24 protein-coding genes and 3 pseudogenes are annotated in these 26,049 nt (G+C 51.6%); 4 read left to right on the top strand and 23 right to left on the bottom strand.

All coding sequences use genetic code 11. The features are described 5' to 3' along the window. Positions 1-55: 55 nt before the first annotated feature. Positions 56-478, bottom strand: a complete 423-nt coding sequence (locus tag ABIE48_RS13465) for a nuclear transport factor 2 family protein (RefSeq protein ID WP_354519053.1) — start codon at positions 476-478, stop codon at positions 56-58. 259 nt (positions 479-737) lie between these two features. Between ABIE48_RS13465 and ABIE48_RS13460 the strand changes: the two are divergent. Next, positions 738-1,605: pseudogene (locus ABIE48_RS13460) on the top strand (SPL family radical SAM protein). 113 nt (positions 1,606-1,718) lie between these two features. Here ABIE48_RS13460 and ABIE48_RS13455 read toward each other — a convergent pair. The 5 genes and pseudogenes from ABIE48_RS13455 to ABIE48_RS13435 all read right to left on the bottom strand — a co-directional run bounded on the left by ABIE48_RS13455 (position 1,719) and on the right by ABIE48_RS13435 (position 7,307). Next, a complete protein-coding gene (locus ABIE48_RS13455) occupies positions 1,719-2,582 on the bottom strand; it encodes an SDR family oxidoreductase (RefSeq protein ID WP_192714271.1) in 864 nt (287 codons plus the stop codon). A 239-nt stretch (positions 2,583-2,821) separates the two neighbouring features. Beyond that, positions 2,822-4,304, bottom strand: a pseudogene (locus ABIE48_RS13450) (S-layer homology domain-containing protein). Between the two features lie 132 nt (positions 4,305-4,436). Further along, positions 4,437-5,132 (bottom strand): response regulator transcription factor, encoded by a 696-nt coding sequence (locus ABIE48_RS13445; protein ID WP_192714273.1) that lies wholly within the window; start codon positions 5,130-5,132, stop codon positions 4,437-4,439. Beyond that, positions 5,107-6,609 (bottom strand): sensor histidine kinase, encoded by a 1,503-nt coding sequence (locus ABIE48_RS13440; RefSeq protein ID WP_192714274.1) that lies wholly within the window; start codon positions 6,607-6,609, stop codon positions 5,107-5,109. Before ABIE48_RS13440 ends, ABIE48_RS13445 begins: the two co-directional genes overlap by 26 nt. Positions 6,610-6,716: 107 nt before the next feature. Next, complete coding sequence (locus ABIE48_RS13435) at positions 6,717-7,307, bottom strand: ankyrin repeat domain-containing protein (protein WP_354519050.1); 591 nt, start codon at positions 7,305-7,307, stop codon at positions 6,717-6,719. 320 nt (positions 7,308-7,627) lie between these two features. Between ABIE48_RS13435 and ABIE48_RS13430 the strand changes: the two genes are divergently transcribed. Continuing rightward, on the top strand, positions 7,628-7,822 hold the full coding sequence (locus ABIE48_RS13430) for a hypothetical protein (RefSeq protein ID WP_105443075.1): 195 nt from the start codon (positions 7,628-7,630) through the stop codon (positions 7,820-7,822). Positions 7,823-7,899: 77 nt separating this feature from the next. Here the strand turns inward: ABIE48_RS13430 and ABIE48_RS13425 are convergent, their stop codons facing one another. Continuing rightward, positions 7,900-8,763 (bottom strand): LysR family transcriptional regulator, encoded by an 864-nt coding sequence (locus tag ABIE48_RS13425; RefSeq protein WP_192714276.1) that lies wholly within the window; start codon positions 8,761-8,763, stop codon positions 7,900-7,902. 142 nt (positions 8,764-8,905) lie between these two features. Between ABIE48_RS13425 and ABIE48_RS13420 the strand changes: the two genes are divergently transcribed. Then, the gene (locus ABIE48_RS13420; RefSeq protein ID WP_192714277.1) at positions 8,906-10,120 is read left to right on the top strand and encodes an MFS transporter; all 1,215 of its coding nucleotides are present in this window, start codon (positions 8,906-8,908) and stop codon (positions 10,118-10,120) included. A gap of 13 nt (positions 10,121-10,133) precedes the next feature. Here the strand turns inward: ABIE48_RS13420 and ABIE48_RS13415 are convergent, their stop codons facing one another. The 14 genes and pseudogenes from ABIE48_RS13415 to uxaC all read right to left on the bottom strand — a co-directional run bounded on the left by ABIE48_RS13415 (position 10,134) and on the right by uxaC (position 23,390). Next, entirely contained in the window at positions 10,134-10,517 is a 384-nt protein-coding gene (locus ABIE48_RS13415; protein WP_192714278.1) for a YciI family protein, read from the bottom strand. Positions 10,518-10,624: 107 nt separating this feature from the next. Further along, a complete protein-coding gene (locus ABIE48_RS13410) occupies positions 10,625-11,485 on the bottom strand; it encodes a GerAB/ArcD/ProY family transporter (protein WP_354519047.1) in 861 nt (286 codons plus the stop codon). A 25-nt stretch (positions 11,486-11,510) separates the two neighbouring features. Continuing rightward, positions 11,511-11,663: pseudogene (locus ABIE48_RS13405) on the bottom strand (GerAB/ArcD/ProY family transporter); the annotation flags it as partial. Between the two features lie 66 nt (positions 11,664-11,729). Next, complete coding sequence (locus ABIE48_RS13400) at positions 11,730-11,963, bottom strand: hypothetical protein (RefSeq protein ID WP_105443079.1); 234 nt, start codon at positions 11,961-11,963, stop codon at positions 11,730-11,732. A 10-nt stretch (positions 11,964-11,973) separates the two neighbouring features. Then, the gene (locus tag ABIE48_RS13395) at positions 11,974-13,146 is read right to left on the bottom strand and encodes a Ger(x)C family spore germination protein (RefSeq protein ID WP_192714280.1); all 1,173 of its coding nucleotides are present in this window, start codon (positions 13,144-13,146) and stop codon (positions 11,974-11,976) included. Beyond that, positions 13,143-14,645 carry a spore germination protein gene (locus tag ABIE48_RS13390; RefSeq protein WP_192714281.1) on the bottom strand — a complete coding sequence of 501 codons (1,503 nt, stop codon included), beginning with the start codon at positions 14,643-14,645 and terminating at the stop codon, positions 13,143-13,145. Before ABIE48_RS13390 ends, ABIE48_RS13395 begins: the two co-directional genes overlap by 4 nt. A gap of 586 nt (positions 14,646-15,231) precedes the next feature. Continuing rightward, a complete protein-coding gene (locus tag ABIE48_RS13385; RefSeq protein ID WP_192714282.1) occupies positions 15,232-16,611 on the bottom strand; it encodes an amidase in 1,380 nt (459 codons plus the stop codon). Between the two features lie 136 nt (positions 16,612-16,747). Continuing rightward, positions 16,748-17,233, bottom strand: a complete 486-nt coding sequence (gene larC2, locus ABIE48_RS13380; RefSeq protein WP_192714283.1) for a nickel pincer cofactor biosynthesis protein LarC2 — start codon at positions 17,231-17,233, stop codon at positions 16,748-16,750. A gap of 28 nt (positions 17,234-17,261) precedes the next feature. Continuing rightward, positions 17,262-18,299 carry a nickel pincer cofactor biosynthesis protein LarC gene (gene larC / locus ABIE48_RS13375; protein ID WP_145157291.1) on the bottom strand — a complete coding sequence of 346 codons (1,038 nt, stop codon included), beginning with the start codon at positions 18,297-18,299 and terminating at the stop codon, positions 17,262-17,264. Next, the gene (gene larB, locus ABIE48_RS13370; RefSeq protein ID WP_192715289.1) at positions 18,280-19,053 is read right to left on the bottom strand and encodes a nickel pincer cofactor biosynthesis protein LarB; all 774 of its coding nucleotides are present in this window, start codon (positions 19,051-19,053) and stop codon (positions 18,280-18,282) included. Before larB ends, larC begins: the two co-directional genes overlap by 20 nt. 27 nt (positions 19,054-19,080) lie before the next feature. Next, on the bottom strand, positions 19,081-19,881 hold the full coding sequence (gene larE, locus ABIE48_RS13365) for an ATP-dependent sacrificial sulfur transferase LarE (protein ID WP_152404169.1): 801 nt from the start codon (positions 19,879-19,881) through the stop codon (positions 19,081-19,083). Positions 19,882-19,907: 26 nt separating this feature from the next. After that, the gene (locus ABIE48_RS13360) at positions 19,908-20,681 is read right to left on the bottom strand and encodes an SDR family oxidoreductase (protein WP_145020018.1); all 774 of its coding nucleotides are present in this window, start codon (positions 20,679-20,681) and stop codon (positions 19,908-19,910) included. Next, positions 20,682-21,968 (bottom strand): nickel pincer cofactor-dependent isomerase, group 22, encoded by a 1,287-nt coding sequence (locus ABIE48_RS13355; RefSeq protein ID WP_192714284.1) that lies wholly within the window; start codon positions 21,966-21,968, stop codon positions 20,682-20,684. Positions 21,969-21,986: 18 nt separating this feature from the next. After that, positions 21,987-23,390, bottom strand: a complete 1,404-nt coding sequence (gene uxaC / locus ABIE48_RS13350) for a glucuronate isomerase (RefSeq protein WP_192714285.1) — start codon at positions 23,388-23,390, stop codon at positions 21,987-21,989. 204 nt (positions 23,391-23,594) lie between these two features. Between uxaC and ABIE48_RS13345 the strand changes: the two genes are divergently transcribed. Then, positions 23,595-24,770, top strand: coding sequence for an ROK family protein (locus ABIE48_RS13345; RefSeq protein WP_192714286.1), 1,176 nt, complete (start codon positions 23,595-23,597; stop codon positions 24,768-24,770). Positions 24,771-24,921: 151 nt separating this feature from the next. Here the strand turns inward: ABIE48_RS13345 and ABIE48_RS13340 are convergent, their stop codons facing one another. Then, on the bottom strand, positions 24,922-25,482 hold the full coding sequence (locus tag ABIE48_RS13340) for a pyridoxamine 5'-phosphate oxidase family protein (RefSeq protein WP_192714287.1): 561 nt from the start codon (positions 25,480-25,482) through the stop codon (positions 24,922-24,924). 152 nt (positions 25,483-25,634) lie between these two features. Then, a complete protein-coding gene (locus tag ABIE48_RS13335) occupies positions 25,635-25,967 on the bottom strand; it encodes an antibiotic biosynthesis monooxygenase family protein (RefSeq protein WP_192714288.1) in 333 nt (110 codons plus the stop codon). Positions 25,968-26,049: the final 82 nt, after the last annotated feature.

The following is a 26,049-nucleotide window of genomic DNA, read 5'->3' as shown; positions in this document are numbered from 1 at the left end:
GCCATGCGAGGTGTACTGAGATAATCGCCGTGCATTCCGATCAGGGATTCAGCTCTCAGTAGTTTTTCAGCGGCATCCCGACAAATTCATGGAAGGACCTGATCCGTTCGTCTTCAAATTCAAACACGACGGTAAGTACGTTGTGATAAGGTTGGTTACTGAGCAGACCCTCTGCTCGAAAAACGACCACTCCGTACTGAGAATCAAAGAGCTGAAACAGTGGGATTAACGAAACTTGCAGCACTTCCCTTTCAAATTGGACCAACTCAATGAACCGCTGCCTTCCGAACTGCGGCTCTTTCCAATCGTCATACGGCAAGGGTACGGAAAAACGGAAATCGTCAGTCACAAGCGCGAGAAAATCCGCCGTTTCACCGTATTCAAATGCGGTTCGAAACGCTTCAAATGCCCTTCCGCAGGTCGTGTTGGCATCCCAAGCAGCTGTAAGGGGCTTCCCGAAATCAATATCCATTCTCATCATTATTTCTCCTTATTGGCAGTATTATCGTCTCGTCGAATCAAATGAGAAGACACGCTCAGGATACGAAATAAACAAGACAGATGATGGCTTATTTACCGGAAAAGATGGGACAGGTGTAAAACATTTTGCAAATGCAGCTCTGCCAATTTTAAATGAACATGCGAAAGGTTACATAGTATTTATTATGTTAACTATAACGAGTTCTTTCCCTAAACCTCCGCCACATCGGTTACAATATGGGAAAGGAGCTGTGGATATGAACATCGAAACGAAGGAAATCACGGCCAAAACCATCCTCACCGAAGTAAAAGGATACTTGGATGTGGGGTTCACCCACTCGTTAAATTCATACAGCGGCTGTGCCTTTGCCTGCAAATACTGTTATGTAAGGGAAATGCCCATCCAGAAATTTAAAGACGTGCCCTGGGGAACCTGGCTGGAGGTCAAAACAAACGCGGCGGAAAAATTACCGCAAGGAGATATTAAAGCTGCGGAAGAAAAACAAACCCGTTCATATCTTTATGTCATCCGCCACGGATCCTTATCAGCCTATTGAACGCAAAGCGGGCATAACCCGGGGAATTCTCGAGGAAATGATCAGCAATCCACCGGATTCGCTGCAAATTCAAACGCGCGGACCGCTCATCACAAGGGACATTGACTTGTTGACTCAGCTTAAGGACAAATGCGAACTGCTGGTATCCATGACAGTGGAGACTGACCGGGAGGATATGAAGCGGATTTTTGCCCCGCAGGCACCCGGTATTCGCCTCCGTCTTAGTGCTTTGCAGGAAATTCGCGAAGCAGGAATCCGAACGCAGGCTTCCATCTCGCCGGTTCTGCCGTTCACACCTGATTTCCCCAAGACTTTAAGCGGAATTGCAGATTACGTATGGATCGATACATTACTGATTGGAGACGGCATGCTTGGCAAACGTTCAGCCAGATTGGGTATGCCAGCTCTTTTCGAGGAGCATGGATTAACGCCTTGGTATGACAAAGATATCCATCATCGGGTATTAAAATACTTCAGAAAATACTTTCCGCCAGACCGGATTCGCGTTTCCAAAGAGGAAGCTTTCCCGATGAAACAGACGGAAGCTAAGAGAGATGAACACGAGTGAGGCCACTAGATTTCACACCAGTAAAAAAGCTGCAGACCGGGTCATAAAAGACCTGTTGGTTCTGCAGCTTTCTTCATGCCATATCAAGATCTAGGCCAACGATCGAAGCTCACTTATTTAAGCCCGCTTACAATCTGATCCAGTGCTTTTGCTATAGGCGTTAAAGGACGTCCAAGCAGCTTCTCAAAATCCTGGCTTTCGATCTCAAGCTGCCCCTCACGGATCCCCTGCTGAATGCCTACAACGATCGGGAGGGCAAACTCCGGAACTCCTGCTTGTTTCATGATGTCAGCATATTGTTCGTCATCGACCTGCTGGAGCGGTACCTCTTTACCCAACACATCGCCCAGGGCTGTCACCAGTTCCGCTTGTGTCAGCGGTTTGCCAGACAGCTCGTACACGGTGTTCTCATGACCTTCCCCCGCTAAAACAGCTGCAGCCGCTTCGGCATACTCCTGCTGCAGCGCCCAGCCAACCTTACCGGATTCTGCGGACGTCACCCATGGTGCTCCAGCTAGAACCCCCTGAATGCTCGGAATCTCATTCTCCAGGTACCAGTTGTTCCGCAGGAACGAATACGGAATGCCCGTCTTCACGATCGCTTGCTCTGCTGCTTGATGAGGTGGCGCAAGAAACAGCTTGCTCTCAGCTGCATTTCCCAAGCTCGTGTAGGCGATGAAACAAACTTTGGCTCGTGCGGCAGCTTCCACCGCATTCGTATGCTGCCGAATCCTGGTTTCGTTGTCTCCATCCGCGGAAATGATCAGCAGCCGATCAATCCCGGCAAAGGCCTTATCCAACGTTTCAGGCATGTCAAAATCACCATGGCGGACGTCAACGCCCCGGGCCCGAAGATCTTCAGCCTTGTCCAGGTTGCGCACGCTGACCGCCAATTGACTGGCAGGGACAGTCTGCAAAAGGTTCTCCACTACTTTTCTGCCCAGCTTCCCTGTGGCTCCGGTAACTAATAATTTCATCCTGATTCCTCCATTGTAACGTTATGATCTTATTGTCACCTTATGATCTTAATTGTAACCATATTAGTAACAAATCAATTATGTAACTATTATAGTTACAGGATTGCCATGTGTCAACTGACTAACCATTGCACATTATAATCCTCAGATAACGATGATCCTATTAAACTTAAGCGTTAGAGAAAAGTAAAAAGCTGCCGGACATCCGGCAGCCGAAACGAGCAAAAGGCGTATAAGATTTAATCCGCTGTCAATGGAGTCCGGGAAGAACCGGCCCATTCCCCCACCGGCGTGACGGTGTAGGTCGTGCCTTTCACAAGTTTGCTGTCTGGTGCAAGATCGAAGATACCCACGGCCCCTTTGCGCGCTGGAGTATTTATAGGTTGCGGTCAGCTTATGCCCTTCCGCATCCGTCAGTTCGACACTGCGGCCCGAGAACAGCTCGTCTCCCGGGTCTTCCGACAGCGTAACCGTAATGGAAGTCTCGCTCACGGCTTCGGCACCGACGATGTCAAGCGGCGCGATGCTCTGCGCCACGAAAGACGGGCGTTCAATCTTCGCCCAATCCGAAGTCACGGTATAGGTGACGCCCGGAGTCAGGGTTTTGCCCTCAGGCAGGCGGAATTTCGGTTCCTGTCTGCCATCGGTCGACTGCGTGAATGGTACATATTTAGCTACCATCGGTTGTCCGCCCTCCGGCGTGATCGTTACCTCCCTGGCTTGTCCGGAGGAAATGATCTGATAGGTTTTGCCATTGGCGCGGTTGTTTTCGTCCAGGACGAAGGCATCCGCTCCCCGGCCCGTGCTATACGCGGAAATGACATATCCGTAGTCTACCACACCGTTCGCCTGCAGGGATTCCAGCTCAAACGTATCATTCGTTACCTGTCTGGCCTCGGTCATGTTCAGCTTGTCTGCATTCCCGGTAAAAGTCCCCGCGTTTGCTCCTCTGTAGGTCAGGGAGTATTGGACACCCGGCTGCTGAACGGAGGTTGGTACAATATAAGTAGCGATGGAACCCGTTTTCAGCCGCGGAAGATTGGTTAACGTAAGACCGCCGGTGAAAGCAAAGTCTTCTTTCGCTTTCGTAAATGCCTCGTTGTCCGCTGTTAAAGGCGCATCAAACGTCACGATCAGCGTAATCGCATTCAAGGAACGGATGCTGGTGATTTTGGCTTTGTCCGACGGGATCGCCCGCTGCGCCATATTCAGTAAATACGCAGTTTCTCCGCGAGTGACCGGACCGCTGCCTGGGTCAAGGCTTTCAGCCCAGAATTCCACGGATTTCGCATCCCGCTTCAGTGCTTTGGTTACAATCTGTACAAGTTCCGTTTTCGTTACGGTTCCGCGGGGCTCAAAACGGCCATCATTTGCCAGCATGATCCCTTGTGCTGCCGCTTCAGCGGCATATTTCGAATACCACGCCTGCGGATTGACATCCGTGAATCCCTGCTGTGCCTGATCCGCACCTTGCAGACTAAACGTCAGGGCAAGCAATTTGGCCAGCTCCGCACGTGTGACTGGCTGTTCTACGGCGAGTGAACCGTCCTCGTACCCCTGCATAATATGAAGCTGCGATAACTGACGGACTGCTTGGCTGATATCTCTTTCTCCCAGCGCCCTTGAATCGTCTGCGGCATGCACTGCACCGATAGGCAAGGCGGCTGTTCCCAAAGCTGCGGCCAGCATCAAGCCGGCCAGTTTGTGAGCATGTTTATTCATCGATGTTTCCTCCTTCAATCCCATAGATGGATTGGTGTTTGTCATGTCCCTATCGTAAACGAGACGGATAAACGGCCAAGAAACCCGGCATAAACAAAATCGAAACTTTATATTAACAATTTATTAAATCGGTTAGACGGTGAACCGGTATCCCGCTCCCCATACCGTTTCGATATACTGCGGGTTGGACGGATCGACCTCCATCTTCTCCCGCAGTCTCCGAACGTGTACGGTGACGGTCGCGATATCCCCGTTCGAGTCCATGCCCCAAATCCGTTCAAACAGCTCGCTTTTGCTGAATACCCGGTTCGGATGACTGGCCAAAAATTCGAGCAGGCTGAATTCACGGGAAGTAAATATAACCTCCTTATTGCGGACGTACACCCGGCGTGCCGCCTGGTCAATGACCAGGCCGCGGATATGGATTTCGGTTTTGTGGACCGCTTCATGCCTGCTCATGAGCCGTTCATACCGGGTCAAATGCGCCTTTGCCCTGGCTACCAGTTCGCTCGGGCTGAACGGCTTCGTAATATAATCGTCGGCCCCCAGGTTAAATGCGCGTATCTTATCGATTTCTTCATTTTTGGCGGAGACGATCAGGATCGGAACTTCCTTCGCCTGCCTGATCCTGCTGCATAATTCAAAACCGTTCAATCCCGGCAGCTGCAGGTCGACAATGATAAGATGGTAATCTGTTTCAAGAGCAAGCTGCAGCCCTTCGTCTCCATGATGGCACAAATCCACATGAAATCCGTTCAATTCAAAATAATCCCGTTCCAACTGCGCGATAGTCGTCTCGTCTTCAATAATCAGAATGCTGCCGGCCATGTCTGCCTTCCCCTCCTTCGTATGTGGTACGCCGCAGCGTGAAGAACACGCGTGTACCAACACCTACCTCGCTTTCCACCCAGATCCTGCCCCCGTGCCCCTCAATGATTTGGCTGGCTATGGCCAGTCCCAGACCACTGCCTCCGGTTGAAGAATTCCGCGAAGCTTCGGCGCGGTAGAATCGTTCGAAAATATGCGGCAGTGCTTCTTGCGTAATCCCCGTCCCGTTATCGCTGATTTCGACGGTTACCCATTCCCGTACGGGATGAACGGAAATATGAATGTTCTTATGTTCTTTATCCATGTAGTTCTGAGCGTTCCCGATTATATTAAGAACGGTACGCTTTATTTTTTCGAGGTCGGCAAATACGTTGACCGGCGGAATTGGCCGATGAGCCCATCCGATGACCACTCCCTTCTCTTCCAGAACGTATCGCTGCTCCTCGATGCAGTCGTCCAGAAAGTCGACGATATCAACCGCCACAAGCGTGAACGGCACCTGTTTCAGATCCAGCTTGGAGTACAGGAACAGCTCATCCACAAGCTTGTCCAGGTCAACGGCTTTGGAATAAATGATGTTGACATACTTGTTCATTTTCTCGGGTGTATCCGCCACTCCATCACGAATGCCTTCAATATAGCCTTTAATATTGGTGATCGGTGTCCGCAGGTCATGGGAAATGTTCGAGATGAGCTCCTTCCGGTTCGCCTCATCCTCTAGCCGCAGCTGAACCGACTCCTGAAGCCTTTTCCGCATATTCTCAAAGGCTGCATTCAGCTGTCCGATTTCGTCCTTTGTGCTCGGTTCAAGCGAAAACTGCAGATTGCCCCTCTGAATGTGCTCTGCCGAGTGACGTAGCCGGTCCAACGGCTTAACAACGCTGCGCGTAATCCAGCGGAAAAGCAGCGCATTGAATATCACGATGATGCCTGCCAAGCTAATGACGAATGCCGGGAGTAGCTTTCTCGTGACTTCGCCAAACGGACTCCGCTCGCGGATGACGAACACACTGCCTTTCTGGCCGTCCGAGTACTGGAAGTCGTATTTGGCGTACGCATAAAAACGCTCACCGATATTAAACGTACTGCGAATTTGGTTGTTGTTCAGGTCATAAGGCGGCAGATGCCGTTCCAGCTCAGGCTGGTTGAACGTATACGACTGGTAGATGCGTCCGCTCTCACGGCGTACATACAGCCCGGCTCTGACCGTTTTGAGCTTGAAATCGAAATCCTTCAGCAGCTGCTGATCCTGCAATCGATCCGGCTCATTTTTGGCAAGATACTTCAATTCCAAAAAAATGGATTCTTCTTGTTCCGTCAGCGGATTGAGCTGATAGTGGACTTTGTAAAAATCGCGCAGGCTGTGTACGTCGCCCGTCGCCGCGATCGTAAACAGGCTCGCCGTCATGACAAAGACCAACAGGCTGATGAGCAGCATGCCGGTATAGGATAATAAAAGCTTGATGCGGATGGACACTTGCTCACCTCCGTCTTTGATAGGTACAGAAAAAGCGAACGGTCCTGACCGTTCGCTCTTTAGCGCATGAATTATCACATGCTTTATTTTTGCGGATATGCTGATCGTTACGAACCTGCTCGTTCCAGTATTGCGGCGATTTCGCGATAACCTTTGCTTTGGGCATGCTGCAGCGGAGTGATGCCTTCCGCATCCGCGATCTCCCTATCCGCGCCATGGTCGATCAGCAGCCGGACGATTTGCTGATGCTTCTCCCCGCCGTTCCCCAAAATGACCGCTTCCAGCAAAGCAGTCCAGTGCAGGCGGTTGATATGATTGACATCGATATCGGTGTGGGTCAACAGCTCCCGGACCACTTCGACATGGCCCCGTTCGGATGCGGGGATCAGCGCCGTCCCGCCATAGCGGTTGGTCAGTTTGGTGTCTGCATCAGCTTCGATCGCCAGTTGGACGATATCCAGCATTCCCTCAGCTCCGGCATACAGAAATACATTGTTGAGCAGATGATCCCTGATGTTGATGTCCGCCCCTTTGCTGATCAACAGCCGGACCATCTCTGTCTGGTGTTGATAGGTCGCAGCCATGACGGCCGTTCTGCCGCGCTCATCCTGTGCGTCAATATCGATTCCGTCCTGAAGCAGGTTCTGTACCGCCTCAAGATCACCTGCTTCCGCCGCTTGTATGAATTGCTGAGTCACCGTTTCCACCCCCGTTGATGACAATTGTTCCTTCGCTTGTTCTCTTGAAGAGCCCGGCATGATGTCGCATGAGCTGAGCCAAAGTATGCAAACGATACACAAAAAGAGACGAATCATAGATCAAATCCCCTTTTTCCTACTCAACGACATGCTAACACGCCCTACTCCATATGCAAAATATTTAAAACCTTTGTTTCGCTTATTTTTTTCATATAACAATTCCTGCGCCACACCGTTATACATACATGACGCGTAAGTTTGGCAAACATCGAGGCGGGTAATAATAAGAAAGTGAATTTGAATTCAAGGAGGCTCTCCCCATGACAACCCAAGATCCGAAAAAGATACTGAAACAAAAGCATGAGCAAGATGAGCAAAAGGCGGAATTCACTGAATTTGCCCGCAGCCAGTCGGGACACACTGAAATGGAAGCCGGCCAGGAATTCGGCCATGACCGCGCGCCCGACGAACAAAACCGCATGAAGTCTGTTGAGAATCGTCAGAGCAGCCGCTAAGGAGTTATCGTCCAGTTTAGTATGCATTGAATATAGATCAACAAACAAGCCGCCCCGGAGATGCCGGAAGCGGCTTTTTAAGGTTCTTTCATCATTCGAACAAACTCCATGGATGCTGGTGGAATCTCCGCAAATGAGAGCGCGATGATCCCGATCTCTCTGGTGATGACCGGCGTAATGGGCTTTACGATAAGTTCATGGGACACGGAAGACAGCGTAAAATCGAAAACAAGACCGATCCCGAGTTGTCTGCGGACCATCTGGATCAAGGTTTCGGCGGTTTGGACGGTCAAGCTGCTTTCGAGATTAAAATGGTGCTGTTGTATTGCACTGTTCAACGCCGCCTCATGCCCGCCTTTACAATAAATCATGTCTTGCTTATATTTTCCGAGATCCACAATCTCTGTATTGTACAGCTCATGATCGTCCGGAATGACGGCCACCATGTGATCCTGAACCAGGCTATGATGCTCAAATCCCGCAAACGGAGAAGCGACGAGCCCGATTTCCACGGTACGGTCGGTAACCCATTCCTTGATCTGGTCGGATACCCCCTCACTCAGCTCGATTTGAACTTGTGGGTACTTGGCCCGGAACCTGGAGATGGCCTCCGGGAGCAACAGGGTCGACGCCGCTGGAAACGAGCCGATTTTGACTTTTCCGGTTAACAGTTGGTTTTCCCGGTTGGCTGCCTGGAAAATACGATTTTCAATGGACTGCATCTGCCTGGCCAATATCAGAATCTCCCTGCCGACATCGGTCAGAATGATCCCCTTCTGCTTATCCCTGACAAACAGCCTCACTTGCAGCGCATCTTCCAGCTGTTTAATCGTTTTGCTCACAGCCGGTTGGGATATAAACAACGCTTTCGCCGCTTCGGTAATGTTCATTTTCTCGGCGGCTGCCACAAAGACATTCAGATGGTTCAAATTTAGATTCATCGCTCAATAGCATAACCTTATGGTTATCTCCTCTATTACAAATTTGTATTTCAGTTATGAACTATTATAACGTATTCTAAATGCATGACAACACGGATCACTACACACATTCAAAGAGTTGGTTAAATAGGAGGAGATTACCTTGATCGATCATGCAAAAAACGCGGAAATTCCTCATGCATCGGAGGATTCCCGCGTATCAACACGCCGCATCTGGACTACCGCCTGGATCGTAACAGCCGTATTTATGCTGTCCAATTCAGCAACACCGTTGTATGTGCAGTGGCAGACGGCGATGGGATTTTCGAATGGAACGTTGACGGTTATTTTTGCCGCTTATATTCTGGGCCTGCTCGGCACGCTGCTCGCAGCCGGCCAATTATCGGACCGCTTCGGACGCAAGGCCGTACTGTATCCGGGTCTATTAGCAGCGGTGGCGGCTTGTGTGCTGTTTGCTTCGGCCGATTCGGTCGGCATGCTGCTGGCGGCGCGGTTGCTGACAGGCATAGCCGTCGGCGTCATCGTCTCCGCAGGCATGGCTGCTGTAGTGGACGCTGGCGGACACAGTAAAAAACAGCTGGCATCCCTTGCCGCCTCCGTGGCCATGGTCCTTGGAGCCGGGCTAGGACCTTTGCTGGCCGGAATGATGGCCCAATTTCTTGAGCATCATGTTGTCACGGTGTTTACCACTCAATTGATCATTTTGGCAGCAGCCTTCATGGTGGCAGCCCGCCTCCCCTCCCGGCAGCATCCTGCACGCGATGAATGGAAACTGCGCTTCCCAACAGTTCCTGAGCAAAATCGCCTGCATTTAGCTTTAGGAATATCCGCGTTTGCTCCAGGCATTACCTCGACTTCCTTTGTGCTGTCGCTGGGTCCGTCGCTGCTGTCCAAACTGCTTCATGTGACCAGTCCCTTGGTGGCTGGTGGAACGGCCTGTATCATGTTCTTGGCGGCGACGGGAATACAATTCGCTGTCAAAAGGCTGCCGGTTCGCAGCCTGTTTCTCCTTGGAAGTGCGGCAACCCTTTTGTCCATGATATGCCTGGTTGCTGCTGTCATTGATTCGGCATCCGTGTTGCTGGTTATAGCCGCTGTATTTGCCGGTGCAGGACAGGGATTAGGGCAGCTCGGAGGCCTGACGCTGATCAGCCTGCATGTTCCGGCACACCGCCGCGCCGAAGCCAACGCGGTACTGAATATCGGAGGTTATGTACCTGCCGCACTGCTGCCGATCGGAACAGGATTTGTGATCGATATGACCAGCATCTCCCTGGGTGCCTCGCTGTTTGCAGCGGTTTTGGCGGCGGTTTCGGTCGCGGGCGCCGTTTTTGTAAGAGTGAAGTTAAACAAATAAATGAAATCGAAAGTTATCCCTCTGGACTGAACAATTCAAAATGATGAACCGGGCGAATTTCGATGCGCCAGCCAAACGATTCGCCCGCGCTCACCTGAACGGCCGGATGAAGAGATGCCACACGGACCGCATCTTCAAGATCCTCAGCTTCGATCAGAAACGCGCTGCCAATCAGCTCCTTTGACTCGGTAAATGGACCATCCATCATTCTCAGCTTTCCATTCTTGCGCTGCAGGGTCGTCGCGGCATTGTCCAGGCCGGCGTCGAGAAGCACCTTCCCGCTTTGATACAACTGTTCAAGATGGGGCTTGCACTCCTGCATCACTCCGTCGATTTCCTCCTGGGGTCTGGCATCCATCAGATCCGGCTCCAGGTAACCCAAACACAAATATTTCATAACTTCATCTCCTCATCGTCATATACAGCATTATAACGCTGCCTATATAAGACGACGAGAGAGATATTCCCGTATCGACATCTTTTTACGAAGAGCTGTAAAAAAATTTACTTTCGAGCTCCGCTTCGGCGAATAAGGCTGACCAAGAGTAAAAGGATCGGCAGCAGCAGCAAAGCGATGATGGAACTGCCCGTTCCCCCAGTGGGAAAATAATGAAGCATTTGCTGAAAATTTTTGGCCACCCAGATACTGAACACACCGATCAGCAGCCCAACCGGAAATACCAGTGGACGGAAATCCGTTATCTTTAACCATTGGGCAGTTCCCAGAGCAAGCGTGTAGTACCACATCGAAATTTGCGCAAAGCCCCCGAGGATCCACAGCGCCATCACGATCGCTTCCACATGCGAAAAGAAATCAGCGATATTCACAAAGCGCGAAGCAGACAGGAACGGGAAGGTGAGATTGGCCGTCGATTCCCCAAACAAAAACAAACAAGTAAAATTCGTGATGACCATCGTGATCATCATTAGAAATACGGCGAACAGCCCACCCTTGAGGCCGTTGTCTCCTTTTCGGACGGACGGGTAGACCGTTGAAATAAAGATGAATTCCATAAACCAAACCGAAGGCTCTAAAGAACCTTTGAGCGAAGGCTTGATACCGGTCCCCAGAATGGGGAGCATGTTGGAAAAGCGATATTCCGGTAGAAGAAACAGAAAAATCGCCAGGACAAAGCACAAAAAAATCGGACCGAAAATTTGCGCGAATCGTCCAATCACTTCCACGCCGGACCGGACGGCAAATGAACATGTCAATACAATACACCCGATAATCATGACCAGCGGAGTTTTGGGCAGAAACGCCTGTACGATGAATTCGGCATATTCCCGGGTAATCAAGCCGATCGCGTCGATTTGGAATAAGAGGACAAACGATGCCCAGAATGCTTCCGGCCCACTTCCCAAAAAGGCGCTGCGTCTGCTCGATCATCGTAAGCCCCGGATTTCTCCGATACAGCAGCCAAGCGACAGTCACGCTGAAGAAACCGAAGACAGAGCCAATGACCGGCGAAATCCACATATCCTGCTTGGCATACATCGCGGTAAAAGAAGGCACGACGAGTATGGAGGTCCCGCCGATCATCAGGTACATCATCAAACACAGTTGAAGATTCGAAACTTTCTCCTTATCCATTCCGCCGTCCCCCTCCTAGCCTTCGGGATAAAAGATAACCCAGATCGGTTTGGTCACTTGATTGATCCATTCGGTCGGACCGGGCAAGCCGGGAGCAAATAACAGCATGACCGCTACTACCCACCCGGCGAAGGTAATGACGGCAATGGCTGCCCGTTCCTTTTTCTTCTTGGGGTCCACACTCGAAAAATCATATATAAACACGGCCACAAAGAGCAGCGTAATGCCGAGCAGTTTGAGAACAATCATCGCTTATCCCTCATTTAAAGGTTTTACCGGAAAAACCAGGAGAAATAATATGTACACCGGAATGGGCGTAAACGCTGATTTCCGGGAATATTTCATCCCATCGGGCCTGTTCCTTGGTCCAACGTGTAGGATACTTATGCCAAAACGCATCGGCCGTTCCGAAAACATCGGCGCCAGTCTCATCCTGGATCTGCCGAAACGTCTCTTTCACCTTGGACTCGATTTCCTTGTTCAGCTGCTGTTCCAATCGGGGCATTTCTTGGGGCAGCATCACATTGACATGGGTTTCATTCTGAAGCACACTTGCTTCACCTTCAATCCGGATCATAACACTCCATTGATTTCTGCGAATCAACGGAATCAGCTTCGTATGGCATTTGATCAGCCGGACGGACATGACGCCCCCATCATCGCCCTTACTCTCCTGTACAGGAAATGTTACCGTCGTTGATTCCAGCTCGTTGCGGATGATCTGAACGTATCGTTTGACTTCTCCTTGATATTGACCCGCCATTTTCCCCTTCATTAAAACCGCCGCCCCGTTAATGTACGGGTAAGCATTGCTTTGTCCGGATTCCTCCTTTTTCCCGATGAGAGGAACGATAATTGCCTTCGACCGACCTGCCAGCATACCTCCCAAATCTTTAAGCGTAACTCCCATGCCTCCGGCTAGAATTGTCAATTCGCGAAGGGTTTCCGCGCTGTCCCGCTCCATTCGCGTGTTTATGCTCAAAATGCTCTTAGCCCTTCCTTTGCTGACAAAAAAATAAGCATGCTCCCTCGGCTGGGGATGGCGAAAGAGAAAATCGACCTGATCCATGATCCCCCTCTTGGCGAGCTCCTCCCCCACGATAAATACTTCGCTGTGGCCCCAAAAGACTTTGCGGGGCATTTCCTCCTGCAGCCGCTGGGCCGCATCCGCCAAATCCGTCCCGACTGCGCTTTTCACGATAACCATGTCTCCTTGGTTTCCACTGCTCGTCATCTCGCCGTCGCTGCTCGTGCTGGACTGGTTGGGCGTGTAGACTTGAACGGACAGCTCTACTTTCCCGTTTGGCGCAGCATCCATCCCAGCTCCCATAATTAAAGCCAGATCGTTCACCTCGGTGCGGTCCCAGCACCCTGTAACGAGCGGGATGATCGTAAACAGGAAAAACGCAGCGACAAGTCTTGCGCTTTTCATTTTCTTCGGCCTCCCCTTCCGGGTCCCGGACGCTGGTTAGCACCTTGGCGATATCTGTTCCAAACGCCGATTCTTGGTCGTGTATTCATTTTCCAAGTTGGGACGCGGACCAGGATGTCCTTCAACTGGCTGAGATTGGTGGCTGTTGACAACGTAACATAAGGAACGCCAAAAGAACGAAGCGCGAACAGATGGGTCAAAATTAAGGTGATCCCCATCATCAGTCCGAAAAAGCCCAGAAAGCCTGCCAGCAGCATCATCGGAAAACGAAGCAGCCGGACCGTTATGCCAAAGGCAAAATGGGGGATCAGAAACGAGGCGATCCCAGTGATCGCTACGACCATGACCATCGGCGAAGAGACGAGGCCGGCCGCTATGGCCGCCTGACCGATGACCAGCGCTCCGACGATACTGACTGCAGCACCAATCTGTTTGGGAAGTCGAACACCGGCTTCCCTTAAAGCTTCGAACGTAATTTCCATCAGCAGCGCTTCAACCAGAGCCGGGAAAGGTATTTGCTCCCTCGATTTGGTCATATTAAGCAGCAGCGTCGTTGGAATCATTTCCTGATGATAGGTAACGATAGCGACATAGAATGAAGGCCCGATGAGAGCAATAAACGCGAAAAAATAACGCAGCCAGCGGATGGCTGTGCCGATGTAATAACGCTGGTAATGATCTTCCGGCGATTGCAGAAAGGTAAAAATCGTTGCTGGAGCAATCAAGGCAATGGGAGTTCCTTCTACGAGTATGGCCGCTCTGCCCTCAAGCAGATTGGCTGCCACTACGTCCGGCCGTTCTGTCGACTGTAATTGCGGAAAAGGCGAATATGGATTATCCTCGATGAGCTCTTCAATCATCCCGCTTTCCAAGATCCCGTCGATGTTGATGCGGGAAAGACGGCTTTCGATTTCAGTGACCAGCGAGGATTCTATGATACCACTGACGAAAGCGACGACAACTTCGGTCTGGGAAAAACGTCCGATCCGGATCGACTTCATCTTCAAATCGGGCGACTTCAGCTTGCGGCGGATCATGGACACATTGACCATCAGCGTCTCGATAAACCCTTCACGCGGGCCTCTGACGACGGATTCCGCCTCGGGTTCCGTGATCGAGCGCTGCTCCCATTTTGCCAGGTACAGAGAGATAGCCCTTTCTTCCCCATCCATTAGCAGGACGACATTGCCGTCACCAATCTCCATCACCGCCTGATCCATCGTTTGGATCATGGTATAGGAGGACACCGGCAAGCACTTGCAAAAATCCCCTAAGGTGATGCCCCCATCTTCTGACAACTGTTTCAGAGTGGGTTCGAGAATGTAACGGTTAATCATGTCGCTGTCGGTCAAACCCATAAAGTAGACGATGACCGCAGGAGTTTGGCCGCAGCTGAAATCGTGGAACACGACATCAAAGCAATCCGCATACCGCTCTTTCAGAAGAGAGATATTTTCTTGTAAGCGAGCTGAGAAGATCACATCTTCATTGGTTTGCATGTCCACACCCCCAACCGGCAAAAGTCCATACTGGTGGCAAAATATACTTTTTTTAGTATCGCAATAAAAATTCCTCTAAACGCGGTCTGGCTTCTTTGAAATTTCATCGATACAGTTTTAGTTAGATATAAGAATGTGTAGGCTTCTGAGACTCGACTCCCTTATATCGCACTAAAAACCTCCTCTAAACGCGGTCTGGCTTCTTAGGAGTTACTTCGATCATGTTTTTAGTTAGATATAAGAACAGTCTTGGCTTCGTTGAATCGACTCCCTTATATCGCAATAAAAATTTCCGCTAAACGTGGTCTGGCTTCTTAGAAGGTACATCAATATATATTTTTATTATGGTCAGAACAGCTTGAAAAATTCGGTAAACGAGAGATTTCTAATATTTCCGGAATTACGGATGAACAGAAAAAAAGAAAAACGTCTATCGACGTACCTTCTAAGAAGAAAGACCGCGTTTAGCTGAAGTTTTTCTTGCGAGATCCGGAAGCGGAGGCTCCGAATCTTATACTTTCTGATCTCTTAAGAAAGGAACACCGCTGCACGGCAGTGCAGACAGTGTTCCTTTCAAAGCACTTGATTAGTATCCTGCGCAGATTTGATCCCGGAGACGGTAGAATTCCTTCAGCTGGTCCTGCTCATAAGCGTATCCGGCGCGAATCAGCAAATCTTCCCGCTCCTTTCGGGCCACAAGCTGCAGTCCGACGGGAAGCCCTTCGCTTGTCAGCCCGCAAGGAATGGACAGAGCCGGAACCTCCACCATGTTGAACAGGCCCGTATAACGGGTCATTGCGTCAAACACGCTTTCCGTATAAGTGCCAAAATGGACTTCGTCCACGCCGATTTTCCGCGCAGGGATCGGGATCGTCGGTGTGGCCAGCACATCAATGCGTTCGCGGAACAATTTATCGAACATGTTCATATACATTTCTTTTGTCTTAAGCGCTTCGATATATTGCAGCGAGGTGATATCCCGGGACGATTCCAAAAAGGCTCTGGCATCCGCTCCGTATTGCGATAAGCAGCATTCCATCCGGCTTTTGTGGACATAACCGGCCTCCGAAGCGGCGATGGTCAACGAAACCTCGCTGTTCCCTTCCACAAAGGAGACGTCCGTATCAATGAGAATGGCACCGAGCGACTCAAGCGCCTCCAGTGATTGAAGATACAATGCATAGGTTTCCGGGTCGATGTGTTCGTTAAAGTAGCTGGTCGGCACGCCGACACGAAGCCCCCGGATGTCTTGAGTCAGATATGGCAGGTAGGACTGCTTCGTCATGGCACCGAACAGGACTGCCAAGTCGGTCATATTGGCCGTGATCGGCCCGACATGATCCAGAGTCCAAGAAACGTAAAATACGCCCTCAGTGGGTACTTTGTTATACGTAGGTTTTAACCCGACAACGCCACAGGATGCCGCTGGGATCCGAACGGAGCCGCCCGTATCGGTCCCGATGGAAGCTGCAGTCAAATCAGCGGCTACCGCCGCAGCCGATCCGCCACTGGAGCCTCCCGGCGTGTACTCATGATTCCATGGATTGTGCACAGGTCCATAATGCGGGTTATTTGAGGTGACACCCAGGGCATATTCATGCAGATTGTTTTTTCCCAGCAGGATCGAATCCTGCAGCAGCAGCCGCTGGACGATGTCAGCATTCTTGTCTGGTATGTGATTGGCGTCAATCGAGGAGCCGTAAGTGGTGCGGATGCCTTTCGTATCGATATTATCCTTATAGGAAAGTGGAATTCCGTACAGGAGACCGGTCTGCTCTCCCGATGAGGATTTGGCTTCGAGCCGCTTAGCTTCTCCCGTGGCCCGATCCTTGGCAACCGTAATATATGAATTGAGTGCAGGATCTTTCTTTTTAATCCGTTTCAAATAATACTTCGTAATGTCCAGCGTCGTCCAAGAGCCTGTTTTGTACCCGGATTGTATTTCCTGAATCGTTTTTCTCCCCATCATTCATTCTCCTTTCTTAGTCAGACAAACGAAAACTTCCCTTTCGGGAAGCTTTCATGTCCAGTTCTCTACTAAGCTATGCGGAAATACTAGAGAACGTATGGGGATTTTTCCATTAAAAGGTAATTCTGAAACATCACGAATTGGTAGGCAGGAACCCGACGGATTTCCATACTTGCTCGTAAACAGACTTGATCGGGATCCTGTTCTCTTTGGCTATTCGTTTGCAATCCTCAAACTCCGGAGCGCATTGAACGGTCTCCCCGTTATGAATACCCAATTTTACGGTAACGGCTCCCCATTCTGTTGGGACCTGAGTAAATGTTCGTTCCAGACGGTGCACCGTGAGCGGATAATACCGGATGCCAAGCGTGGTTGTCTCGCGAAAAATGATTTCTTTCATCCGGTCGATCTTTTCTTTGGCGCATAGCAGCTGGAGCATCGTTCCCGGCCGGTTTTTCTTCATATAAATGGGCGTATAGAACACGTCGTTTGCGCCGTTTTCGAGCAGAAGGTCCATCACGTAGCCCAGCCATTCACCCGAAATGTCGTCGTAGTTGACTTCCATCTTCACCATGTCATGATCTACATGTTCATGATTTGGGGGCAGCTCGGATTTCATAAGACAGACTCCTTTCTGATCAAGAGCGTTATTCACCCACGATGACACGCAGCACGTTCGGCCGGTCGGCAAACGTTTTGGTCCCTGCTCCGTAACCGACGGCGGTCACCTTGATAGACGGAATGGGCCCGTACTGCTGCGCCAGCACCGATACGATCGCCGCACCCGTCGGTGTCGTCAGCTCAAAGCGGACATCCGAAGCTTCCAGCGGTACGCCCTTCAGAATCTCCAGCGTCGCAGGCGCCGGCACCGGGTAAATGCCGTGGTCGATCCGGATTTTGCCCATACCGACTGGCACTGGCGAGGAATGGATCGCTTCGATACCCATTTGATGAATCAAAATCGAGGCGCCGACAATATCGACGATGGAGTCTACTGCGCCTACTTCGTGAAAATGAACGTCGTCTAACGGAACGCCGTGTATCTTTCCCTCAGCCTCCCCAATGATCTTGAAAATACGGAGCGCCGTGTCGCGTACCGACTCTTCAAAGCCGGCCGCTTCAATCATTTGGACGATATCCTTGTATGCCCGTTGATGATGATGGTGATGATGGCTGTGACTATGCGAATGATCATGGCTATGATGGTGATGTGCATGGTCGTGAGGATGGTGGGCATGATGATGGTGATCATGGGCATGATGTTCGTGCGCGTGCTCGTGATGGTTATCGTGTACATGATCGTGGCTGTGGTCATGTCCATGATGATGTTCATGACTGTGGTCGTGATCATGCTTGTGGCTATGGCTGTGGAGATGCGCTCCATCATGATCTTGGTGAGCTTCGCCTGACCCTTCCAGAGCCTCAAGATCCGTTTGGGAATGTTCATGCACATGATGATGATCATCGTGATCTTTCTCATGCGCTTCTTGCAGATGCACGTCAAACTTGGTCGCGGTGATCCCGTTCTTATTCACCTTGCTCCACTGCAGCGTATATTCTTCTTCGATGTTCAACTTCTGCAGCTCCGTCTGCATCTGCTGCGCATCGCCGCCGGCATCCAGCAGCGCACCGATGAACATATCTCCGCTGATGCCGGAAAAGCAGTCAAGGTATAGCGTTTTCAATCCGTTGCCCCCCTCTATGTACAAGCTGATGAATCAGCGCGGCGTTATAACCTCCGCCGAATCCGTTGTCGATATTCACCACACTGATGCCTGAGGCGCACGAATTCAGCATCGTAAGCAGCGCCGACAAGCCTTGAAAATGAGCCCCATACCCGACGCTGGTCGGTACTGCGATGACCGGGTGGGAGACCAGGCCGCCCACGACGCTGGGGAGCGCCCCTTCCATCCCGGCCACCACGACAGAAACCGTCGCCTGCTGGATTTCCTCCAAATGGCTGAGCAAGCGGTGGATCCCCGCAACACCTACATCATAGATCCGGTGGACCCTGCTCCCGAGCACTTCGGCCGTCACGGCCGCCTCCTCCGCCACGCGCAAATCCGAGGTTCCCGCCGCAATCACGGCGACATAGCCTTGCGAATCGTCAGCGGGCAACTGTTCCTTTTTCCAGTACAAAACCCTTGCCGTCTCGTGATACATGTAATCCGGACACGCCCGCAGCACCGTCTCGGCTTTTTCCTTGTCCACACGCGTAACCAGGACGCTGCTCCCACGGGCTTGCAGAGCGCAGGCAATCGAAATGATATGATCCGCCGTTTTGCCTTCCCCATAGACGATCTCAGGGAAACCCTGCCGTTTACTGCGCTGGTGGTCAACCTTGGCAAAGCCGAGATCCTCAAATGCCGCGAGCCGCGCTTTGGCTTCCGCCACGCTCAGGGCTCCGCTGCGTACTTGCTCCAGAACGTCGTCCAACAAAGTTCTCATCTCCTTCCAGAGCTTTCGTTATGCCAACACCTTGTTCATGCTGCCGCTCTGATAGCCCACCAGGTCAAGCGTTACGTACTTGTAGCCATACTCCTGCAGCCTCCCGGAAATTTGAGAGTGCTGCTCCAGAACGGTCTGCATGTCCTTCGGTTCCACTTCGATCCGCGCCGTGTCCTGGTGCGTGCGTACCCGTACCTGGCGGATGCCGAGCGATTTCAAATAGGCCTCCGCTTTTTCGACCTTGCTCAGCTTCTCCTTCGTAATCCGTTCCCCATAAGCGATTCTCGAGGATAAGCAGGCAAAAGAAGGCTTATCCCAAGTGGGCAGGCCATAGCCTCTGGACAGCTCGCGGATTTCTTCCTTATACAGTCCGGCTTCCAGCAGCGGTCCGCGAATGCCCCTTTCCTTTGCCGCCTGCATGCCGGGCCGAAACTCATTCATGTCGTCGGCAATGACGCCGTAAACGATATTTTTATAGGATTGCTCCGTCAGTACGGGAACCAAATGGTCAAAAAGACTGCTTTTGCAAAAATAGCAGCGGTTTTTCGTGTTTTCGGCATATCCGGGAATCGCCAGCTCGGAGGTTTCAATGACCTGATGCCGCGCTCCGATCCATTCGGCCAGCTCCCTCGCTTCTGCAAGCTCGGTCGACGGATACGTTTCCGAATCTGCGGTCACCGCAAGTACTTGATCCGGGCCGAGCGTATCGACAGCCGCTTTAAGCAGAAAGGTGCTGTCCACCCCTCCTGAAAATGCCACGACAACTGAATTTAGTTCCCGCAGGATGGACTGCAGTTTCTCATATTTTTCGGTTAGCATTGTCCTGCCTCCTTCCCGTATGGCCATTAAATCGTCATGCTGCCGAACCCGCCATCCACCCGGATCATCGAGCCGGTGATAAAGCTCGACGCCTGATCTGAAGCAAGCAGGATCGCTGCCCCTTTTAATTCATCCGGCGTACCGAAGCGATTCATCGGCGTATGCCGCATGATCGATTCGACCCGTTCCGGGCTTAATATTTTCTGGTTCTGCACAGCTGGGAAAAACCCCGGAATGATCGCGTTCACGCGGATCCCCTCCGGCGCAAGCTCCCGTGCCAGGAATTGGGTGACGCTGTTCAATCCGGCTTTGGACACCGAATACGTAAACACTTTGGAGAGCGGCGTCGTTGAGGACACCGACGAGATGTTGATGATGCTCCCCTTCCGATTCTGCTCGACCATGCGCTTGGCGAAAATTTGGCAGGTAAGCACGATGCCCTTCAGGTTCACGTCCATAATGCGGTCCCATTCTTCCATCTCCAGCTCGAAAAAGGGAGTGGTGCTATTTGTACCCGGAGCGTTGAGCAGAATGTCCCATCCGCCAGACCATGCTTCAATGTCCGCGGCCGCTTGGACCAGGGACTCGCGCGAGCCCACATCCGCCTGAAATGCTTTCGCTTCCCCGCCTTGGCTCTGGATGACGCTTACGACTTCCTCCGCTTTGTCCAGGTTCCGCCCGACGATTGCCACCTTGGCGCCGTGTTCGGCAAAGCCTTCGGCAATCGCCGAGCCGAGCACGCTGTTGCCGCCGACGGCTACCGCCGTTTTCCCCGTTAAATCAAACAAACTCGTCGTCATCTAGTGACTCTCCTCCGTTTTCGGTAAATTTCCGTGCTCGTCAAAAGACAGATCATACGGCTCCGAGGCCAGCTCCATTTGCGGATGCTGCTTCACATATTCGAACAGCGCTTCGGACACCTCGATTTGGCTCAGAACGAGCGTATTTTTGATCCGGACGATTTTCGCCTGGTTAAAATCCAGCACATTGCTCGTTTTCACCGCCGCCTGAATCGCTTCCTTGTCATTCGGCAGCGTCGTGGCGATCTTCGTCGGCGCGACGACGGTGGACGTCAGCCCGTTGGCGTAAGTAACCTCCAAATCCATCTTGTCGACAAGCCGCTGCGTCGTAAAGTCCGCGGTGCCCACCCCGTTTGCATTCCCTTCGGTTTGCGGCGTCAAATCCAGGACGACCATTTTGTTGACATCCGGTCCTCCGTGCGCATACGGCGTCGGATATCGGCCCGTGATGTTCGGATCCATGCCGTCGCCGCTAATGTTTTTGCCGATCTCGTCAATGATCAGCACTTCCAGCTGGTCAAAAAACAGCTTCGGCAGCAGTTCCTTCGCCCGAAGCTGCAGCTGCGGTTCCTTGTCGGTAATCTCCTCCGGCGTAAGCATCTCAACGACCGCAACCTTGTCGAACGCATTTTCAATCGTCGCTACCCCGAACAGGACCGGTTTCTTCTCCATGATCATTTTGGCCATGGCCGGAACATTCTCGGCCATATATTTAAACCCTAGCTGGTGGCAGGCCTCTGCCCCTTTCTGCTTGCCAAGGCCGATGCTGATCATTTTCATGATGCCGCTCTCCACCGGTCCCCGAAAAGCCGTATGCGGCTTAATGCGGTTAATAACGACGATGCCGTCCGCCGCTGCGGCGTATTTATCCAAATACACCGGAAGGCCGTTCGGCAGCGCGCCAAGCTGAACGACTTCCATCGAGGAGCGGATTTCGCAGCCGGCGCTCTCTTCCGTGACGCCCAAATGCGCCAGTACCTCCCGCTGCCCTTCGGCCGTGGCACCTCCGTGACTTCCCATGCTCGGCACAATAAACGGCTTAGCCCCCGCTTCCTTTAATGCTTTGACGGTCACGGCAGTTAGCTCTACAATGCGGTCAAGACCCCTGCTGCCGACAGCGATCGCGATTTCCATGCCGGGCTTGACCTTCTCCATAATGTGCGGCTGACGCAGCTTGGCCCCAAGGTCGCCGCCCAGGTCCACGATCTGTTCATCGTTGAACCGCACGTTGACCTTGGCCATTTTCGGAATCGGAATATCTTTCAAAAGCTCCTGCAAAATACCCATGCGCTTTCCCCTCCCCCGTTATCGTTTCATGAAATAGGCTTCGGCATTGCCGTAACCGATGTTTCGAACCATCCGTTCCAGAGCCTCCGTATCATCCGGTACGAGCCCCTTCTCCACCCATGCTCCGAGAAGATTGCAAAGAATGCGCCGGAAGTATTCGTGCCGGGCATAGGACAGGAAACTGCGTGAATCGGTCAGCATGCCGATAAAATGACTGAGCAGACCAACATTCGCCAGGTCCTTCATCTGTTTTTCCATACCATCTATATGATCGTTGAACCACCAGCCAGACCCGAACTGGACTTTGCCCGGCACCCCTTCCTCATAAAAGTTGCCTGTCATCGCGGCCAGGACGGCATTGTCTTTCGGATTTAAATTGAACAGCACCGTTCTCGGCAGGGCGTCTTCCTGATCCAATGCATCAAGGAAGCGAGCGAGACCCTGCGCAAGGTTCGTTTCTCCCACAGAGTCAAAACCGGTATCCGTGCCAATGCGGTTTTTCATCTTTGTATTGGTGTTGCGGAGCGCGCCCATATGCAGCTGCATGACCCACTGCTTGCCGGCGTACATTTTGCCGAGCTCCTTCAGCAGGAAAGAGCGGTATGCGTTAATCTCAACGCCTGACAATTCTTCACCGTTCAATCTTTTATTAAAAATAGGAACGATTTCTTCCTTTAAGATGTCTGCGAAATCAAGGTAAGGGATATCATGGTCGGACGCACGTCCGCCATGCTCATCGAAGTAATCCACGCGCCGTTGAAGCGCATTCAGGAAGGCATCCAGGGAACCGATGGTTTGGCCTGTAATCTCCCCGAGCTTATGTACCCATTCGGTATAAGTGGGGCGCTCGATATATAATGCTCCATCCGGTCTGAACGTAGGGGCGATGATGGTTTGAAAGCTGTCATCGGCAGCCAGCCGCTCATGATATTCCAGCGGGGACAGCGGGTCGTCGGTCGTGCCGATAAACTTTACCCGGGCTCTGGCAATCAGCGCCCTCGGCAGAAAATCGGGCTGCTGCAGCTTGGCGTTGCATGCCTCCCATATATCGCGGGCCGTGGCTGGGCTCAGGATTTGTTCGATGCCGAACACGTTCTTGAGCTCCAAATGCGTCCAATGGTACAGCGGGTTGCCGATCAGGTGCGGAACCGTCTCCGCCCAGGCCATAAATTTATCCCAATCCTCCGCATCGCCTGTAATCAGCTGCTCACCGATGCCGTGCATCCGCATCGTACGCCACTTATAATGGTCGCCTCCCAGCCACAGTTGCGTAATATTGGCCCATGGCTTGTTCTCCCATACTTCCTTCGGGTCCAAATGGCAGTGAAAATCAAAGATCGGCAAATCGGCAGCAGCCTTTTCATATAACCGAACCGCCGCAGGGGTATCCAGCAAAAATTCCGAATCGAGAAATTGGCTCATCCTGTTCTCCTCTCCAAGGATCGTTAATTGGCATGAAACCCTTTACAATTTTTAATTTGTTTATTAAACTTACAAAATATATTCGTACTGTACCAACTCCCCACGCCTTTGTCAATCGGGTAATTTCTGAGCGGGCGAGGCGGGTTCGTGCTACAATATGGTTTATGCTGAATTTTCATGACGTTCTAAAATTGGAGGAAACAAATGGTAACCGGAGACGCCTCTTATATTAAAAAGATCAACCGGGCGTTGATTATACGGGAAATAATGAAGGAAGGAAAAATTTCCAGAGCGGATCTATCCAAGATTACGGCCTTGACCCGGGCAACGATCTCCGCGCAGGTAGCAGATTTGCTGGAAGAAGAACTGGTCGTCGAAACCGAGCTGGAGCACAACCCCGTCGGACGTAAACCAATTATGCTCTCCCTGAACGCCCAGGCAGGATATGCGCTCGGCATTGACCTGGACGCAGGACACGCGACATTCATGTTATCCGATTTAACCGGCCATCCGGTCACAACCGAAATCATTCCAATTCAATCGGAAGCCTATGAGGATATCGTACAGCTGCTGGCCACCGCGATCCGCGGCTATCAAAGCCGATGCGCGGGCAGCCGCTACGGGATGGTCGGCATCGTATTGGCGATTCACGGACTCGTCTCCAATGAACAGACAATCAAATTCGTGCCCCGGTTCCAATGGCAGGACGTTGACTTGAAGCGGGATCTGGAACGTGCAGTCGGTGCGGCTATCCATTTGGAAAATAACGCGAACCTCAGCGCTTTTGCCGAGCGGGCATACGCTCACCATACGACCGACAACCTGCTCTGCGTAACGCTGTATTCCGGCATTGGGCTCGGTATGATCATGGACGGCAAGTTTTTTCGCGGCCATGAAGGCTTTGCCGGCGAAATCGGCCATATGATCGTCTTTCCCGGCGGAGAGCCCTGCGCTTGCGGCAACCACGGCTGCTGGGAGAAGTATGCTTCGGAGACAAGCGTGCTCCGGAACATCCGTGCGGCCGAACCTGGTGACGCCTCGGATATGGAGTGGATCAGCCGGCGCATTGCCGAAGGCGACGAACAAGTGCTTGACGCGCTGAATCAATTCGTCTATTACCTGGCGATCGGGCTGAATAATGTCATCAATATGTACAATCCGGACGTTGTCGTCATCGACAGTGAGCTGCTGCGTATGGTTCCCGATGCACTGCAGAGGATCCATCATCAACTCCATTCCCAAATCAGCCATTACCGGGAAATCACACTTTCGGGCATGGGCCGGAAATCCTGCGTCATGGGTGCCTGTGCACTGGCGATTTCCCGTTTTCTGAACGTGCCTGTGCTTAGCTTGCCCTCCGGCGACGACCTAATTGATTGATAACGGGGATAAAAATTGAACGATGATACCCGCTCCCATTCCCTTTTCACAAGCCCGATTCAACAAAACGGCCTATACAAAAAAACAAGCCCGGATCCATCGCGGCTTGTTTTGCGTTATCGGTAATTTGATTTCGCGTTTTTTTACTAGGCTATAACCCCAGCCGTCTGCCTAAAGGAGTCGGCAGACCGTCGATTGTGCTCCTGTTTTTCTCCTGCCAATAGTCGTGAAGCCCTTGTTCGCCTTTATGCTTTGCCCACCGATTCAGCGTGTCCCTTTCCTTTTCATAAGTCATGAAGGGAACCGCATAACCGCAGGACGTCTGCACTTTATGCACATCGATCGTGATGATCTGTCTGGCTCCGGGCATCGGATCAAACAAAGGGTATAATGTCTCCCACTCCCTGCTCTCCGGTAAAATCACCGTCCCGGTTCCGTACAGGCGCATGATGTTCGCCGGCCCTTCAAACGCGCAGAACATGATCGTGATGCGGCCGTTTTCTTCCAGGTGGGCACTCGTTTCATTGCCGCTTCCGGTCAAATCCAGGTACGCGACCCGGTTCTCGGACAAGATCCGGAACGTGTCATAACCTTTTGGCGACAAGTTGACGTGTCCTTCCTGTGATAACGGCGCCGTACCAACGAAAAACATGTGCTGCTTCCGGATAAAGTCCATATGCTCAGGCAGCATAGCTGGAAATTGTTTCCCCATTTGAATCCCCCCACTCGTACTCTGTCGCTTAACTAAATTCATTGTATGTTAATCCGCTGTATATTAAAAATATATTTTTACCGCGTAATCATACATTATAGTTATGAGTGTTTGTGCAATGGACGCTTCCATTCAGACCGGTTAATTACAGCTTAGATATTCATAAAATCGTCCCTCTCGACCTTACTCACCCGCAAACCGAACTTTGCGTACCACTCGCTCTTCCCTTTGTCCTGAGCTACCCTATGCAGGGAATTCTCCTTCCAGGCTTTGATCGCCTCAAATGACTCCCAATACGAGACGGTAATTCCAACCCCATCCGTTCCCCGAACGCTTTCGACTCCGAGAAAACCCGGCTGCTTCGAAGCAAGCTCGACCATCTTATCTCCCATTTTCCCGTACCCTCTGTTCTCTCCTTCAGACATTTCCGAAGTAAAAATGACCGCATAATACGGCGGTTGCGGCGTTTTTGCAATAGCTCCCATCCTCGTTCTCCCCCTTATCCGTCATTCTATTTGCATTATACCGAGCCACTTACAATAAATAAAATGAATGTTTAAAATGAAT

This window comes from Paenibacillus sp. OAE614 (assembly GCF_040546645.1).
Lineage (GTDB): Bacteria > Bacillota > Bacilli > Paenibacillales > Paenibacillaceae > Paenibacillus_AQ > Paenibacillus_AQ favisporus.
This window is presented reverse-complemented; position numbering and strand designations above follow the sequence as displayed.